This is a genomic window from Mycobacterium sp. NGS62 (assembly GCF_059812285.1).
This window is the reverse complement of the sequence record NZ_JCALCK010000009.1, coordinates 13,150-28,260: the sequence shown is the minus strand read 5'-3', so window position 1 is coordinate 28,260 and position 15,111 is coordinate 13,150. Positions and strand designations below refer to the sequence as shown.

18 protein-coding genes are annotated in these 15,111 nt (G+C 63.7%); 11 read left to right on the top strand and 7 right to left on the bottom strand.

The genetic code is table 11. The annotated features are described in order from the left end of the window. Positions 1-61 precede the first annotated feature (61 nt). The gene (locus tag AC5Y49_RS18865; protein ID WP_499889749.1) at positions 62-922 is read left to right on the top strand and encodes a LysR family transcriptional regulator; all 861 of its coding nucleotides are present in this window, start codon (positions 62-64) and stop codon (positions 920-922) included. Positions 923-939: 17 nt separating this feature from the next. Here the strand turns inward: AC5Y49_RS18865 and AC5Y49_RS18860 are convergent, their stop codons facing one another. Next, the gene (locus AC5Y49_RS18860) at positions 940-1,827 is read right to left on the bottom strand and encodes a fructose bisphosphate aldolase (RefSeq protein WP_499889947.1); all 888 of its coding nucleotides are present in this window, start codon (positions 1,825-1,827) and stop codon (positions 940-942) included. A gap of 148 nt (positions 1,828-1,975) precedes the next feature. On the opposite strand from AC5Y49_RS18860, the gene AC5Y49_RS18855 reads away from it, so the two are divergent. After that, positions 1,976-3,118, top strand: coding sequence for a M20/M25/M40 family metallo-hydrolase (locus AC5Y49_RS18855; RefSeq protein WP_499889747.1), 1,143 nt, complete (start codon positions 1,976-1,978; stop codon positions 3,116-3,118). 19 nt (positions 3,119-3,137) lie between these two features. On the opposite strand, the gene AC5Y49_RS18850 is transcribed toward AC5Y49_RS18855, so the two are convergent. Then, complete coding sequence (locus AC5Y49_RS18850; RefSeq protein WP_499889745.1) at positions 3,138-3,827, bottom strand: VldE C-terminal domain-containing protein; 690 nt, start codon at positions 3,825-3,827, stop codon at positions 3,138-3,140. A 109-nt stretch (positions 3,828-3,936) separates the two neighbouring features. Here AC5Y49_RS18850 and AC5Y49_RS18845 point away from each other — a divergent pair, with 109 nt between their 5' ends. The 5 genes from AC5Y49_RS18845 to AC5Y49_RS18825 are packed head-to-tail and all read left to right on the top strand — an operon-like array spanning position 3,937 to position 8,426. Continuing rightward, complete coding sequence (locus AC5Y49_RS18845; protein ID WP_499889742.1) at positions 3,937-5,145, top strand: FAD-dependent oxidoreductase; 1,209 nt, start codon at positions 3,937-3,939, stop codon at positions 5,143-5,145. Positions 5,146-5,196: 51 nt separating this feature from the next. After that, the gene (locus tag AC5Y49_RS18840; protein ID WP_499889740.1) at positions 5,197-6,429 is read left to right on the top strand and encodes an acyl-CoA dehydrogenase family protein; all 1,233 of its coding nucleotides are present in this window, start codon (positions 5,197-5,199) and stop codon (positions 6,427-6,429) included. After that, complete coding sequence (locus AC5Y49_RS18835) at positions 6,430-7,554, top strand: acyl-CoA dehydrogenase family protein (protein WP_499889738.1); 1,125 nt, start codon at positions 6,430-6,432, stop codon at positions 7,552-7,554. It abuts the gene before it with no gap. A gap of 40 nt (positions 7,555-7,594) precedes the next feature. Further along, a complete protein-coding gene (locus tag AC5Y49_RS18830; protein ID WP_499889737.1) occupies positions 7,595-7,936 on the top strand; it encodes an ArsR/SmtB family transcription factor in 342 nt (113 codons plus the stop codon). Between the two features lie 4 nt (positions 7,937-7,940). Next, positions 7,941-8,426, top strand: a complete 486-nt coding sequence (locus AC5Y49_RS18825) for an SRPBCC family protein (RefSeq protein ID WP_499889736.1) — start codon at positions 7,941-7,943, stop codon at positions 8,424-8,426. Positions 8,427-8,483: 57 nt separating this feature from the next. Here the strand turns inward: AC5Y49_RS18825 and AC5Y49_RS18820 are convergent, their stop codons facing one another. Next, positions 8,484-8,984 (bottom strand): anthrone oxygenase family protein, encoded by a 501-nt coding sequence (locus AC5Y49_RS18820; protein WP_499889734.1) that lies wholly within the window; start codon positions 8,982-8,984, stop codon positions 8,484-8,486. An 81-nt stretch (positions 8,985-9,065) separates the two neighbouring features. Between AC5Y49_RS18820 and AC5Y49_RS18815 the strand changes: the two genes are divergently transcribed. Continuing rightward, on the top strand, positions 9,066-9,998 hold the full coding sequence (locus tag AC5Y49_RS18815) for an AraC family transcriptional regulator (protein WP_499889733.1): 933 nt from the start codon (positions 9,066-9,068) through the stop codon (positions 9,996-9,998). A gap of 33 nt (positions 9,999-10,031) precedes the next feature. Next, on the top strand, positions 10,032-10,871 hold the full coding sequence (locus tag AC5Y49_RS18810) for an SDR family oxidoreductase (RefSeq protein WP_499889730.1): 840 nt from the start codon (positions 10,032-10,034) through the stop codon (positions 10,869-10,871). 18 nt (positions 10,872-10,889) lie between these two features. On the opposite strand, the gene AC5Y49_RS18805 is transcribed toward AC5Y49_RS18810, so the two are convergent. Beyond that, on the bottom strand, positions 10,890-11,555 hold the full coding sequence (locus tag AC5Y49_RS18805; RefSeq protein ID WP_499889728.1) for a TetR/AcrR family transcriptional regulator: 666 nt from the start codon (positions 11,553-11,555) through the stop codon (positions 10,890-10,892). 239 nt (positions 11,556-11,794) lie between these two features. Between AC5Y49_RS18805 and AC5Y49_RS18800 the strand changes: the two genes are divergently transcribed. Together AC5Y49_RS18800 and AC5Y49_RS18795 are read left to right on the top strand one after the other, a co-directional pair. After that, positions 11,795-12,580 (top strand): spirocyclase AveC family protein, encoded by a 786-nt coding sequence (locus AC5Y49_RS18800; RefSeq protein ID WP_499889726.1) that lies wholly within the window; start codon positions 11,795-11,797, stop codon positions 12,578-12,580. A gap of 12 nt (positions 12,581-12,592) precedes the next feature. Beyond that, positions 12,593-13,816: a cytochrome P450 gene (locus AC5Y49_RS18795; RefSeq protein ID WP_499889724.1), complete on the top strand. Its 1,224-nt coding sequence runs from the start codon at positions 12,593-12,595 to the stop codon at positions 13,814-13,816. Positions 13,817-13,823: 7 nt separating this feature from the next. On the opposite strand, the gene AC5Y49_RS18790 is transcribed toward AC5Y49_RS18795, so the two are convergent. From AC5Y49_RS18790 to mbp1, 3 genes are all read right to left on the bottom strand, one after another. After that, complete coding sequence (locus AC5Y49_RS18790) at positions 13,824-14,090, bottom strand: YdeI/OmpD-associated family protein (protein ID WP_499889722.1); 267 nt, start codon at positions 14,088-14,090, stop codon at positions 13,824-13,826. Positions 14,091-14,112: 22 nt separating this feature from the next. Next, the gene (locus AC5Y49_RS18785; protein ID WP_499889720.1) at positions 14,113-14,697 is read right to left on the bottom strand and encodes a hemerythrin domain-containing protein; all 585 of its coding nucleotides are present in this window, start codon (positions 14,695-14,697) and stop codon (positions 14,113-14,115) included. 115 nt (positions 14,698-14,812) lie between these two features. Further along, positions 14,813-15,058, bottom strand: a complete 246-nt coding sequence (gene mbp1 / locus AC5Y49_RS18780) for a microaggregate-binding protein 1 (protein WP_499889719.1) — start codon at positions 15,056-15,058, stop codon at positions 14,813-14,815. Positions 15,059-15,111: the final 53 nt, after the last annotated feature.

Sequence of the window (15,111 nt, the reverse complement as noted above, 5' to 3'; positions counted from 1 at the left end):
AACGAGCAATAATTCATAACAATATTGATATGCACCGTGGCATTGGTGATATGGAGGCTTGATGACGACGTTGCTGCAGCTCAAGACGTTTGTGACAGTGGCCGATCAGGGCGGCTTCACGGCGGCCGGCCGACGGCTGGGGTTCTCCCAGCCGGCCGTCAGTCGCGCGATCGCCACGCTCGAAAAGGAGTTGGGGTTGCCGTTGTTCGTTCGCCATCGAGAGGGCCTCTCGTTGACTGAAGCCGGTTCGATTGCGCTGACGCACGCGCGGGAGGCGGTGCGCCAGCTGACGTTGATGCGTACCGAAGTCGCCGGCTTGGCTGGTGACATCACTGGGACGCTGAGCCTGGCGAGCCTGCCGACCGCTACTGCCACGCTCGTCGCTCCGCAGTTGCAGACTTTCGCAGAACGGCATCCGGCCGCGACGATCCGGTTGCTTGAGGGCAGCGAGGAAGAGATACGGGACTGGCTCGACCAAGGGGTCGCTGAGGCCGGTGTGGTCAGTCTGCCAATTAAAGGCCTCGACGTTGCAGTACTCGGTGAACAAGACATGGTCGCGGTGGTACCTGCGGACAATTGGTTGGCATCGAAGGCCTCGGTGAGTTACGAGGAGTTGTCGCTGCAGCCCTTTGTCCGCGGTACGGGCGGCTGCGCGGACGTGTTCATGCCGATTGCGCGACAGATTGGGGTCGAGTTCGACCTGGCCTTTGAAGCGCGCGAAGTTGCGGCGACACTGGAAATCGTGCGGGCAGGTCTGGGGGTGAGCATCCTGCCTCGCGCCGGCCTGCCCGAGTTGCCCGGGGTCGTCGTGCGGCCGCTGGTGCCCCCGACTGTGCGGCGCCTCGGCATCGCCGTCTCCGCCAGCGCATCCGGAGCCGCGCGTGTGTTCTTCGATCAGATTGCCGCGCTTGGTCTTCGCTAGATTATGAACCCGCTCGTTTACGTCAGTGAGGCGGTGTAAATCTCCTCGATATTCGAGCCGAGCTTCTCGTCGAATTCCGCGTCGCTCTGGTCGACCGTCAATCCTTCGGTCAGTGCTCGGGAGAAGCTCGCGATGAGGTGATGACATTCGGCCAGGATCGTGCAACTTTCCGCGAGGCTGTAGCCGCCGGACAACGCGACCACCCGCAGAACTCGGGGATGCTCGATCAACGGCGTATAGAGGTTGTTTTCGTCCGGCAAGGTCAGCTTGAGCATTACCTGCCCGTCGCCCGCCAGCTCGTCGAGCTTCGCGTGCAGCGCTTCCACCAGCAGGCTGTCTGCTTTGGCCTTGTCGGGGCATTTGATGCTCACCTCGGGCTCGAGGATCGGCATCAGCCCACGCTCGGCGATCTTGTGCCCATACTCGAACTGCTGCTCGACGATGGCCTTGATGCCCTGCTCGTTCGGCTCTTGGACGAACGAACGCATCTTGGTACCGAAGATGCCCTTGTCAACGGCCCTATCCAGTAGCGAGTCGAGTTTGGTCATCGGCTTCATCAGCTGCACACCGTTTTCGGCATCGCTGAGCCCTTGGTCGACCTTCACGAACGGGACGACGTGCTTCTGCTTCCACAGGAACGCCGCGGTGTCTTCGCCGTTGATGCTGCGGTCCATGGTCTGCTCGAACAGGATGGTTGCCAGAACTTTGTCGCCGGAGAAGCTCGGACTTGCGATCAGCCGCTCACGCATCTCGTGGATGAGATCGAACATCTGCTCTTCGTTGTCGTACGCGTCGTCCGCAACGCCGTACAGCTTCAGAGCCTTGGGGGTGCTGCCACCGCTCTGGTCCAGCGCAGCGATGAAGCCCTGCCCTGACTCCATCCTGGTGCGTTGCTCTTCGTTCACAGCAGTCCTTCCTTTGTTTGTGCGGCCCCGCCTTCTAGCATGGCCTGCCGCCGCATTTGCGGCTACCACTTGCGAGAGCCGCGCAAACCGCCTTCCCGCTGCGCGGGTCGCGACACCGATACCGTTGGTGTTAGCAGAAAGGAAACCGATGGGACAGTCCGCCGACGACTCCACCGCAGGCCTGCTGCAAGAACTGCTGTGGACCTATGGGCCGTGCGGCCAAGAAGAGGCGGTGCGCGCCGTGTGCGCCCGCGAGCTGCAATCCCTCGTCGACGACATGTGGACCGATGACGCAGGGAACCTGGTCGGCCACATCGGCGCCGCTCAAAGCTCGGGCGACGACGCTGCGGCACACCAGCACCGTCACCGGTTGGCTTCGACCGCTGGACCCACCCCCGCGACGCGGGTCATGGCCCATATGGACGAACTGGCCATGCTCGTCAAGCGGGTGGAATCCGACGGATCGCTGCACCTGACGCAGTTGGGGACGATGTATCCGGGCAACTTCGGGCTCGGGCCGGTGGCTGTGCTCGGCGCTCAGGAGACCCTTACCGCGGTGCTCACGCTCGGCTCCGAACACACCACCAAGGAGAGCCCGCGGATCTGGGAAACCAAACCCGACCAGGGCGACAAGGCGCTGGATTGGCAGCATGTCTACGTCTTCACCGGCCGCAGCACCGATGAGCTGGCCGCCGCTGGGGTCCGCGCCGGCACCCGGGTGTGCGTCGACCGGAGCAAGAGAACGCTAGTCGAGTTCGGCGACTACGTCGGCGCGTACTTCCTCGACGACCGCGCCGCGGTGACCGCCCTGCTGCGCGCCGCTCGCCTACTGCGCGAGTCGGGACAACGACCCGTCGACGACGTCTATCTCGTGTTCACCACCAACGAGGAGATCGGCGGGGTGGGCGGCACCTACGCCAGCGCCGCACTGCCGGGCAATCTCACCCTCGCATTGGAGGTCGGGCCTACCGAGCAGGAGTACGCGACCAGCGTCACCGGCGGCCCCATCGTCGGCTACAGCGACGCGTTATGTGTCTACGACAAGGACGTCGCCGACCGGCTGATGACGATTGCCGCCGACCGTGGGCTGCAGCCCCAGGCAGCGGTGTTAGGCGCGTTCGAAACTGACGCCTCCCACGCCAAGGCGGCCGGGCTGACACCACGGGCGGGGTTGTTGTGTCTGCCTACGCTGAGCACCCACGGTTATGAAGTCATCGCCCGCAGCGCAATTGACGACATGGCGGGCATCATCGTGGACTTTGTGCTGAAGCCTGCTGGAGACGGCCACTAGCGCGCGTCGTCGAGCACGATTACTGCGACGGTGCAGGGCTCATCGATCCGATCGAATAGGTTTCCCGCCCGGTCGGGTATCCGCCGCCGTTGGTGGCGATATGAACGTGGTCGTAATGGTTGAGGGTTTCCGAGCCGTAGTCTGCCGTCCAGCTCGGCGCGCCGATGCCTGGGTAAAACTTCTGCCTCCAGATCACGTGGAGCACGCCCCACCGTCTGGCATTCGCCAACGCATACCCGGCGATCTGGTTGCCGAGCTCGATACCTTCGGGTGTGTGATGGTTCGGGATCATCACGTCGATCGCCAACCCGTTGGGATGCCATTGCAAGGGATCCTGCCGATACCCGCCGATCGTGGTGATCTGTGGAAACAACACGCTGATGGCACGAGCCGCCCAGATGGTCTTGACCTGCAGGCCTTGTTCCGGCGCGATGCCGGCGGGTAAGTCGAATTCGAATTGCTGGGCAGCGGCGGGCGCGTTGGCCGCCAGCGAACTGACCTCAGCGGCAGTGGCGATATGCGGCTCTGAGTGGCTGGCGGCGGGCGGGGCGCCTTGTACAGGTTTGGCGTCTGTCTGTGCGATCGCCGACGACTTAGCGCAGCACGGAGCCTCTGTCCCTTGGGCGTACAGCATTCCGCCGAACACGACGAGCGAGCCCGCCAGGGCCAGCCATCGGCCCCGCTGGTTAGCTAACAGCCGTACGCCCACGCAAGCACTGTAGTGCGCCATATGAGGCGCCGTGGCAATCTTCGCGCGATGACAAATTGTCAATAAGACCGCGGGGACGGTTGCGACCGACGAACAGTACTGTCAGACCATGACGCGAGCGATCCAGACCAAGGTGTGCGTGGCCGGCGGCGGTCCGGCCGGCCTGGTGCACGCCCTGTTACTTGCCCGAGCTGGAATTTCGGTTGTCGTGCTGGAGAAGCACAATGATTTCCTGCGCGACTTCCGCGGCGACACTGTGCATCCGAGCACCCTGCGTATCATGGACGAGCTTGGCATCGTCGATGAGCTCCTGCGGTTACCGCACACCAAGGTCAACCGTGTCGCCTTCGACACCGACGGCTCGATACGCACCTTCGGCACTTTTGGTGTGCTCAAACGGCTGGGCTTCAAGCACCCTTACATCGCTTTGATGCCCCAATGGGACTTTCTCGACTTCCTCGCTGAAAAGGCTTCTGCCTACCCGGAATTTACGTTGATCCGCAATGCGGAGGTCAAAGATCTGATCTTCGATGGCGATCGGGTGATCGGGGTGTGCACGCCTGACCTCGAGGTGCGTGCCGACTTGGTGGTCGGCGCGGACGGGCGCAAGTCGGCGGTGCGGGCCGCGGCCGGTCTGGAGATCGCCGCGGCGCACTCTCCGATGGACGTGCTCTGGTTTCGGCTGAAATGGCGCCCCGGCGACCCGCAGGAGCTATACGGGGTCGCCCGCAAGGGCTTCACCATGGCGCTGATCTACCGCGGCGACTATTGGCAGATCGCGCATCTGATGCCGAAGGGTTCGAATCCTCGCGACGAGTCGCTCGAGGCTTTCAAGCAACGCATCGTGTCGGTGCGACCGCAGTTGCGCGAGCATGTCGACGACCTTGAATCCTGGGACGAGACCAGTCAACTCGACGTGCGGGTGGACCGGCTCAAGGCGTGGTGGCGCACCGGCCTACTGTGCATTGGCGATGCGGCCCATGCCATGTCACCGATCGGTGGGGTGGGCATCAACCTCGCTGTCGCCGATGCGGTGGCAGCGGCCAACATCTTGTGCGACCCGCTGCGCGACGGCCGTCTCAGCAATGCCGATCTCGCTAAAGTGCAGCGCCGGCGCGAGCTGCCGACCCGGGTCATTCAGGCTATTCAAGTGTTCGCCCAAGACAGGGCAATTGCGCCCAACTTGACCGGTGATCTATCCCCGATCCGCATCCCGAAGATCATCGGTCGGGGTCCATTGCAATTCATCCCACCGATCACGTTCGGACGAGGCTTCCGCCCCGAGCATGTGCGCACCCCGGACGCCCACACGGCCTGAGCTAAACTCACGCGGACATCACACGGATACGACGTCGCGGCCGGGAAACTCATGGATCTGCAGTGGTCAACGGAGGAGCGGGCATTCCGCGATGAGGTCCGGCAGTTTTTCGACGAGAAGTTAACTCCGGAGTTGCGGCGCGCCGGCCGGTTGATGACCAGCGTCTACGCCGAGCACGACGCGAGCATGGCGTGGCAGGCGATTCTGCACGAGCGGGGCTGGGCCGCGCCGGCATGGCCGGTCGAATACGGCGGCTGCGACTGGAGTCTCACCCAGCACTACATTTTCAGCCGCGAATCGACGCTGGCGGGTGCACCGTCGTTGTCCCCGATGGGGATTCGGATGGTCGCGCACGCCATCATCGCGTACGGAACCCAGGCGCAGAAGGACTACTTCCTGCCGCGGATCCTGACCGGTGAGGTGTTCTTTTGCCAGGGATACTCCGAGCCCGAGGCGGGGTCGGATCTGGCCGCGCTGTCGATGGCGGCCATCGCCGACGGCGACGATTTGGTGTGTACCGGCAGCAAGATCTGGACAACCCATGCTGCCGAGGCCAATTGGATGTTCGCCCTGGTGCGCACCTCCCGCATGGAGAAGAAGCAGCAGGGCATCACGTTCGTACTGATCGACATGACCTCAGCCGGCATCGAGATTCGCCCACTGGTGATGACCTCGGGTGAACAGATCCAAAACCAAGTGTTCTTCGACGAGGTGCGGGTGCCCAAAGCCAACGTCATCGGTGAGATCGACAGCGGCTGGACGGTTGCAAAGTATCTTCTGGAATTCGAGCGCGGCGGTGGCGCGGTGTCGCCCGCGCTGCAAGTGGCGGCCGAGGAAATCGGTGTAGCGGCCCAGCATCAACCGGGCCCGGGCGGCGGACGCCTGGCCGACGACCATGCCTTTGCGCGCAAACTGGCTGACGCGCGGATTCGTGCCGAGGTGTTGGAGATTCTGGAATACCGGGTGCTCGCCGCGGCGGCCGGGGGCCGGAACCCCGGTGCAGCGTCGTCGATGCTCAAGGTTCTGGGCACCGAACTCAGTCAGGCACTCACCGAACTCGCGCTGGAGGCGGCCGGACCGCGCGGCCGGGCCTACCAGCCGCACGTGACTGCGCCGGGCGGTCCGATCGCCGAGTTCGAACCGCCCGCCGACGGATACCAAACCGGTGAGCCGTGGCAGGCCGTAGCACCGCTGCGCTACTTCAACGATAGAGCCGGCTCGATCTACGCCGGCAGCAACGAAATTCAACGCAATATCCTCGCCAAGGCGGCACTGGGACTGTAGATGGACTTCAATCTGACCAACGAGCAGGAGCTGCTGCGCGACGGCCTCGCGAAGTTTCTCGCCGCTCGGTACACCCTGGAAAAGAGCCGCGAAGCCGCTAAGACCGGAGCCGGTTGGCAGCCCGCTATCTGGCGCGGCTTTGCGACCGAGCTGGGCATTCTGGGAGCTACGTTGCCCGAAGACGTCGGTGGAATCGGCGGTGGCCCAGTGGAACTCATGATCATCAGCGAGGCGCTGGGCCATGCACTGGCGGTCGAACCGTATGTGGATACGGTCGTCGTTGCCGGCGGACTGTTGCGCCGTGCCGGCGGCCAGGCGGCGACCGAGGTGCTAAAGAAGATCATTGCCGGCACCGCGGTTGTGGCGTTAGCCGCCGTCGAACCGGACTCAGGTGATGGCTGGCAGGAGGTGTCGACGCAGGCCGAACCCGACGGTGAGGGCTGGGTATTGAACGGCTCCAAGATCATGGTCGTGGCTGCCCCGCTGGCCACGCACTTGCTGGTCACCGCCCGCACACCGGGTGTCGACGGAATTTCGTTGTTCCTCACCGATATCGGCGCAGCCGGTATCGAGGTCCATCCGTATCGAACCATTGACGACCGCCGCGCGGCTGACATCACGTTCAACGAGCTGCGGCTGCCGTCAGAGGCGCTACTCGGCGAACCGGGCCAGGCAGAGCCCTCCTTAGCCCGGGCACGCGACGAGGGCGCCGCGGCGATCTGCTCCGAAGCGGTGGGCTGCATGCGAAAAGTCTTGGCGGACACCGTCGAATACTGCAAACAGCGCCAGCAGTTCGGGCAGCCGATCGGCAGCTTTCAGGTGCTGCAGCACCGAATGGTCGACATGTATATGGAACTCGAGCAGTCCGTCGCCGCGGTCTATCTCGCGATCCTCAAACTCGAGGCCGACGAGGCGACCCGTGCCCGCGCAGTGTCGGCCGGCAAAGCCACTGTCGGCCGGGCGGCACGGTTCATCGGCCAGCAAGCCGTGCAGCTGCACGGTGGAATGGGGATGACCGAGGAGCTGGCGATCGGGCACTACTTCAAGCGGCTCACCGCAATTCAGTACGAGTTCGGAACCACCGACCAGCACATCACCAGATATGCCGAGCTGACCAAGGCATAAGGCTTGACAACATACAACCGATTGGTTGTATGTTTGTCGTGTGATCGGTACCGACGAGGACCGGGCGGACGCCCAGTTTCACGCGCTTGCCGACCGGACCCGGCGTGACATCATGCGCCGGGTGCTGGGCGGAGAGCACTCGGTTTCCGCGCTTGCGGGGAAGTACGAGATGAGCTTCGCCGCGGTGCAAAAGCACGTCGTCGTGCTGGAGAAGGCCGGCCTGCTCACCAAGCGGCGCAGCGGTCGCGAGCAGCTGGCCCGCGGTGACGTGGCGGCGGTGCGGTCGGTGGCGTCCATGCTCACTGAGTTGGAACAGGTTTGGCGCGGTCGCATCGCCCGCATCGACGAACTCATCTCATCCGACGCAACCAAGGAGAACTGAAATCGTGCCCGTGACCGACGTCCAGCAGGACCTCGACAACCTGACCCTGACCATCACGGCCGACTTCGCCGCGCCGGTGAAGCGGATCTGGCAGGTCTACGCCGACCCGCGTCAGCTGGAAAAGGTGTGGGGACCGCCGACATACCCCGCGACCGTGGTCGATCACGACCTCACGCCCGGGGGCCGCACGACGTACTTCATGACCGGCCCGGACGGCGAGAAGTACGCCGGATACTGGCAGATCACGGCCGTCGACGAGCCGACCAGCTTCTCCTTCGACGACGGTTTCGCCGACCTGGACTTCAACCCGAACCCCGGGCTGCCAGTCTCGAAGAACGTCTATACCTTCGCCGAGCACGACGGCGGCACGCGCGCGACCTACGTGAGCACCTTCGAGTCAGCCGCGGCGCTTCAGCAGGTGTTGGACATGGGTGTGGTCGAGGGCGCTTCCTCGGCGATCAACCAGATCGACGATTTGGTCGCCTCCTGAAAACCGTCGTGCCGTGCGCACTTACCGCTCACTCGACGTCGAGTACCGGTTCGTGGACTAACAGCATCGTGAGCGCAGCCCGATCAGCATCAGCGCAGCGGCGCCGAACGCGGCGACGGTGCGGACGTGGTTCCACGCCGTCCACGTGGAGAAGTACGCCTGCCATTCATGTGCGGCATCGGCGGCCGACAACCCCACTGGGTTTACGCCGTCGAGATGGTTGTTCAGCGGCACGTTGAACACCATCGTGATGATCGCGGCAAGGAGCCCGAAGACCGCTCCGGCCAGCAGCCACCAGCTGCCGGGTTGGCTCAGCTGCCTAACGCCGACGACGCCGACCGCCAAGGCGAGGATCGCCGCACCGAAATATGCGAGCAGAAAAGCGGGGCTGGAGTTCGCCTCGCTGTTGATACCGCGCATCGCGGTAATGGCCTCGACCGGATCGGTGCTATCCAGACCGCGCATCACAAACGTGGAGAACACGTACATCATGCCGCCGGCGGCGGCGCTGCCGAGCGCGGCGATCGAGGTCAGGATGACAAAGGGGCTTGTGTTCATGACTGAAGTCAACGCCGGGCCCCTAAGACGATCCATCGCTCATCGTCCCGATTACATATGCGCGCGTCTACGATCTCGATTGTGGACGCCGTGGTGGGATTACTCGACGGGGTCCGGGCGCGCGGCGCTTTCGTGTTGCGGATGACCATGGAGCCGCCGTGGTCGCTGCGCATTCAGGACGACGCGCCGCTGACCCTCATCTGCCAGACCCACGGCAACGCCGTGATCGTGGGGGACGACAGCGGCACCGATTGGCTACGCCGCGGGGACGTCGCGCTTACCCGCGGCATCCAGCAATACGTTTTCGCTGATGACCCGGGGACCGCGCCGATGGCGGTAATCCATCCAGATCAGCGGTGCACGACGCTAAGTGGCGACGACTTGCAGTTCGAAATGTCGCTGGGCGTGCGAACGTGGGGGAACAGTCCGTCGGGGGCGACCCGCACGATCATCTGCGCCTACGAGGGCCACAGCGAGGTCAGCGCCCGATTGCTCGACGCGCTGCCAGCGGTGCTTGTGCTGCGTGCCGACGAATGGGATAGCCCGCTAGTCGACCTATTGGCCACCGAAGCTGGCTGCGATGGCCCCGGCCAAGAGGCCTATCTGGACCGGCTGCTCGACCTGCTGCTGATCGCGGTGCTGCGCATCTGGTTCGACCGCGACGTCCATGCGCCCACCTGGTGGCACGCCGAACACGACACGGTGGTCGGACCAGCGTTGAAGCTCATCTACAACAATCCCGCCCACCCCTGGACCGTCGCGAATCTTGCTGCAGCAGTCGGTTCGTCACGTGCAGCGTTCGCCCGTCGGTTCACCGAGCAGGTGGGTGAGCCGCCGATCGCTTTCCTGACTAGTTGGCGGCTTGCATTGGCCGCCGACCTGCTGCGGTCCAGCCAAGCCACCATCGCCGCCATCGCGCGACAGGTTGGCTACGCCACTCCGTTCGCGCTGAGCAGTGCCTTCAAACGTGCCTACGGGGTGAGCCCAAACACCCACCGCGCCACCGCCAGCTGATCAGTTGTGAACGCTGCATGTACGGTCCACGCTATGAATCAAGTAGCGGTGATCACCGGCGGTGGGGGCGGCATGGGTGTAGCCACGGCCAAGATCGTCGGCCGCGACCGCACCCTTGTCCTCTGCGACGTCAGACAGGACCGGCTGGAGACCGCGGCCGGCGCGTTGAAGGATCTCGGGATCACGGCCACGATCGTCAACTGTGACGTCACCGACCGGCAGGCAGTCACCGATCTACTCGAAATCGCATCCGGCCTCGGGGCGGTCGGCTCAGTGATCCACACTGCCGGGGTCAGCCCCAGCATGGGTGATGCCGACTACGTCATGAGGACCAACGCGATCGGCACGCTGAACGTCAACGAGGCCTTCTACCAAATGTCCCGGGAAGGCTCCGCAATCGTCAACGTGGCATCGATGGCCGCCCACTTGTTGCCCGAAAACATCATCCCGACACAGCATTTCCCGCTGGCACTGAAAGACGAAGCCCGTTTCATGACCGAAGTGACGTCGGTGTGCAGCATCGTCCCCGAGGAAGCCCGCTCTGGTCTGGCGTACGCGATCAGCAAGAGCTTCGTCCGGTGGTACTCCACCTTGCAGGCCGAAAGATTCAACGGCCGGGGCATCCGCATCGTTTCGGTTTCCCCCGGTTCCATCGACACCGAGATGGGCCGGCTCGAGGAGCAAGCTGGAGCTGGCGCCTTGGTCGCCGACGCCGCGGTGCCGCGGTGGGGCAAGCCCGAAGAGATGGCCGAGTTGCTGGCCTTCTGTGCCAGTGACAAAGCCGGTTACCTCACCGGCACCGATATCCTCAGCGATGGCGGAGTGGTCGCATCCATGCAGGAGCGAGCCAGGGTAGCCGCCGAAAACGGTTAAACCGCAAAGTACTTACTCTCAGTCGTGCCGGTGCAAGAATCCGTGCAGAGTCGCTTGGACGAGTTCGTCGACAATCGCTTCGCGCGACGGCTGCTTGGCGCCGAAGTACGTCGAACGTAGTGCCGCCATGCCGGCGATCATCGCCACCGTCGAGTGGGCCGGCAGGTCCGGCTGGCTGGAGCGCATCCCCCGAAGGTGCATGCCCTCCGCGCTGATCTGACCGAGCACCCTCAGTGCCCGTCCGATGTCGGCAATGCCGGCTTCGGCGGTTTCCTCGTCGCCGAGCGCCTCGGAGGCAAGCAGCGTCAGCAGCAGCCCGCGGTGTTCCACCAGCACGTCGTAAAGGTGCCCGACGAAATGTCGTGCCAGTTCCTCCTCGTCGGTTTCCTCGGGCACCACCGATTGCCACGTCCTGCCGAATTCATCGACGAAGTCGGTGAAAGGTAGCACCAGGGCCTCCCGGAACAGACCCGCTTTCGAACCGAAGTGACGGAAGAGCAGATGCTCGGTGACACCGGCGGCTTCGGCGATTTCGCGCGTCGTCGTGCTGCGGTAGTCCCGGCGGGCGAAGAGATCACGAGCAGCATCGAGCAGCAGCGTCCGCGGTGCGCCTCTGGGCCGGCGCGCAGCGCGGGCCGGCGATTCGGCCGCGGTCGGCTTCTTAGCGGCAGGGCGCTGGGGCACGGGGGTTCACTCCTTGGACCGCGTCTCGGCGGTTGACGGCTTTGAAGATAGTCGCCACCGCCCGATTTTTAAGATAGTGTCCACTATCTGTACAGCGTCGGAGTCGGCATCGGAAGGGGCGTGGGCGTGGGTGCAGTCATCATGCTCGGCACACTGTTCGGACTGATCGTCCTGGTGTTCGGCCTGGTCAGCTACTTCGATCCGGAAGCACGCCGGACCGCGAGCCAACAGGGCGACGGATGAGCGCCGAGCTGACCCCGCTGCTGAAGGCGGGCCTCGCCTTCGCCTACATCGGGGGCGTTAGCTTTCTCGTGATCGGTGTGTACCTGAGCGTGCGTCGCCGCCGCGTGCACCCGCTCCTGTTGCTCAGCATCTCGGCGATCTCGTTCTCGTGGATCGAAGCGCCCTATGACTGGGCGATGTACGCGCAGTTCCCGCCCGCGCTGCCGCGCATGCCCTCGTGGTGGCCGTTGAACATGACGTGGGGTGGGTTGCCTTCATCGGTTCCTATCGGCTACATCTCCTACTTCGTGCTGCCGGCCGTCATCGGTGCGGCAGTCGGGCGGCGGCTGAGCGCAAAGTTTCAGTGGCGCAGGCCGTTCACGTTGCTCAGCGTCGGTCTCGTCGTCGGCTTCTGCTGGGCGTTCCTGTTCAACGCGATCCTGGGGGCGCGGATGGGCATCTTCCACTATGGCTATGTGATCCCGGGGCTTGCAGTGTCGGAGGGGACCAAACACCAGTATCCGATTTACGACTCTCTCGCCATGGGTGTGCAGATGATGGTCTTCACCTACCTGCTCGGACGTACCGATTCCGAAGGACGAAATGTCATCGAGATGTGGGCGGACAAGCGCGCCAAGGGCCGCCTGCAATCGTCGGTGCTGTCCATCGTTGCTGTCGTCATCGTCGGAAACCTGCTCTACGGAGCGGTTTTCGCGCCCCACCTCGCCACGAAGCTGGGCGGATGGGTGACCGCAGGACCGACAGCGCCGCTGTTCCCAGGGGTTGAAAACCAACCGCGGTAGGGACGCCCAGGCGTGGTTCAGAGCAAGGAGAAGGGATCAGTGATCACCAACCCGACCGCCGAGCTGTACTACGACCCGTTCGACGTCGACATCGACGACGATCCGTACCCGATTTGGCAGCGGATGCGTGCCGAGGCGCCGCTGTACTTCAACGACAAGTACAACTTCTATGCGTTGAGTCGCTATGACGACGTCGTCCGGGCGCTGCCCGATTGGCAGACCTATCGGTCCGGCCGCGGCACGACCGCCGACATCCTGTTCAGCGGCATCGAGGTGCCGCCGGGGATTTTGCTGTTCGAGGATCCACCGCTGCACGACTTGCACCGGCGCTTGTTGTCGGGAGTCTTCACCCCACGCCGAATGCTCGCCGTCGAAGGGTTGGTGCGTGACTTCTGTTCGCGTGCATTGGATCCGCTTCGTGATCGGGACGGGTTTGACTTCGTCGCCGATCTCGGTGCGATCATGCCGATGCACACGATCGGCTACCTGTTGGGCATTCCTGAGGACGGGCAACAGCTGATTCGCGATCGCAACAACGAGCGCATAGCTGTCGACCGCCAGCAGGGGGACATCAGTCCGACCATCTTCCAAGATGCGATCACGATGTTCGCCGAATACATCGACTGGCGGGCGACGCATCCCTCCGATGATCTGATGACAGATCTGCTCAACGCACAGATTGAAGACCAGGACGGATCGCTGCGCCCGCTCGACCGCACCGAAGTCCTGGCGTACACCGCGATGATCGCCGGCGCGGGCAACGAAACCACCGCTCGGCTGATCGGGTTCATGGGGCAGCTGCTCGGCGAACATCCCGATCAACGACGCGAACTCGTTGCCGAACCGTCGCTGATTGCCTCCGCGGTGGAAGAGACATTGCGCTACCAGGCGCCGTCACCGGTGCAGGCGCGTTACGTCGCGCGCGACACCGAACTTTACGGCCACGTCGTGTCCGAGGGCTCCTACATGTTGTTGCTCAACGGGTCAGCTAATCGCGACGAAACACGCTTCAGCGATCCCGATCGCTATGACATCCACCGAGAGGGTGGGCATCTGAGTTTCGGGCGGGGATTGCATTTTTGTCTTGGATCGGCGTTGGCCCGGCTCGAAGCTCGGGTCGCCTTCGAAGAGGTCCTCAATCGATGGACCGACTGGGAAGTCGACTACGACAACGCGGCTATGGCGCACACGTCCAGTGTGCGAGGTTGGGCGCACCTGCCCGTCAAAACCGGGTAACCCCGCTTTATCTGCCGTTGCGTTCGCGGTGTTTGCAGCCCGGCCAGCAGCAGGGCCGGCGCTTGCCCTCTTCCAGTTCCTCTTGGGTCCGGCGAATCCGGCGTTCGCGCGTCTTCTCCTGCTTGGCGTCCTCGACCCAGCAGATGAACTCGTTGCGCGCCAACGGGGTGATGTCGTTCCAGGCAGCAAGTGCCGTGGAGTTGACGATCAGCGCCTCGCGCAGGTCTGACGGTAGCTTGTGTACCACCCCACCGGCCACTTGCTTGTTGCTCACGAGGACAGCGTAACCGCAACGCTTATGTGCCCTTCAGGCTGCCGATCTGAAGCGAAAAGTCGGTGCGCTTCGATGATTTGGACTGCGCGGTGCGCTCGACTTCCTCGACGTAGCTTTCGGGGTCGCGATCAACGATCGGCACGCCCTTGGTGGTTGCATGCGAGGACATGAACTCGCTGTATTGCCGGCCGAGTGCCTCGCGAAGACCGATCGGGGCATGACGACGAAAGTCCGAGAGCCCTTCCCGCTCTTCTTCGCCCATGTGATCATCATTGGCTACTCGGGTGCGTCCGACCGCTGCCCACCACTCCTCGGTGCCGATGCGGCTCCCGTTGGCAGCCCGCACCCCGTCGCGAATGTCGTTGTGATCACCGATGGCATCGAGCGTCTCCCCTTCGGGATCATCGGCGCCGCGCGTCAACAGTTGGGGGTAAAAGATCTTCTCTTCGATATAGGCGTGCAGATCGAGCTTGTCGGCCAGCGGACGCCATACCCGTTCGAGCGCCGCCCGGTCGACTGGCGTCTGCGCTTGCAGATAATCCAGCTCGGCGAACCGTTCACGGAACCAGTCATGGTCAGCGAGAATCAACATCGTGATGTCAGCCATTGCGACTCCCAGCATCCTCTAGCAGTCAACGCGCTGCCACTTCACTCGCTGAATCCGGCACGACAGACAAGAATGGGCCCAGCGGTGATCCAACTGGGCCCATTCTGCCGAGGTGTTAGTCGTTGTTGTCCTGGTTGGCCTTCTGACGCCCTTCGGCGGCCTTCGCGCTACCGCGGGCCGCTTCGGCTTCGGCTTCCTTACGCGCCGCGTTGCGCTGGGCTTCGGCTTTGTCCTGCTGAGCCTTCGCCTCCTCGACCAGTTCGTCGTTGCCGGTCACCGCGCCGGCGGCTTCCTTGGCCAATCCCTTGGCGCCCTCGACGACGCCCCTGATGGCTTCCCCAGGCCCGCTCTTGTCCGCCACATTTCCTCCAATTTCGTAGCTCGACGGCATTCGACCGTCTCAGGCGATTCAGT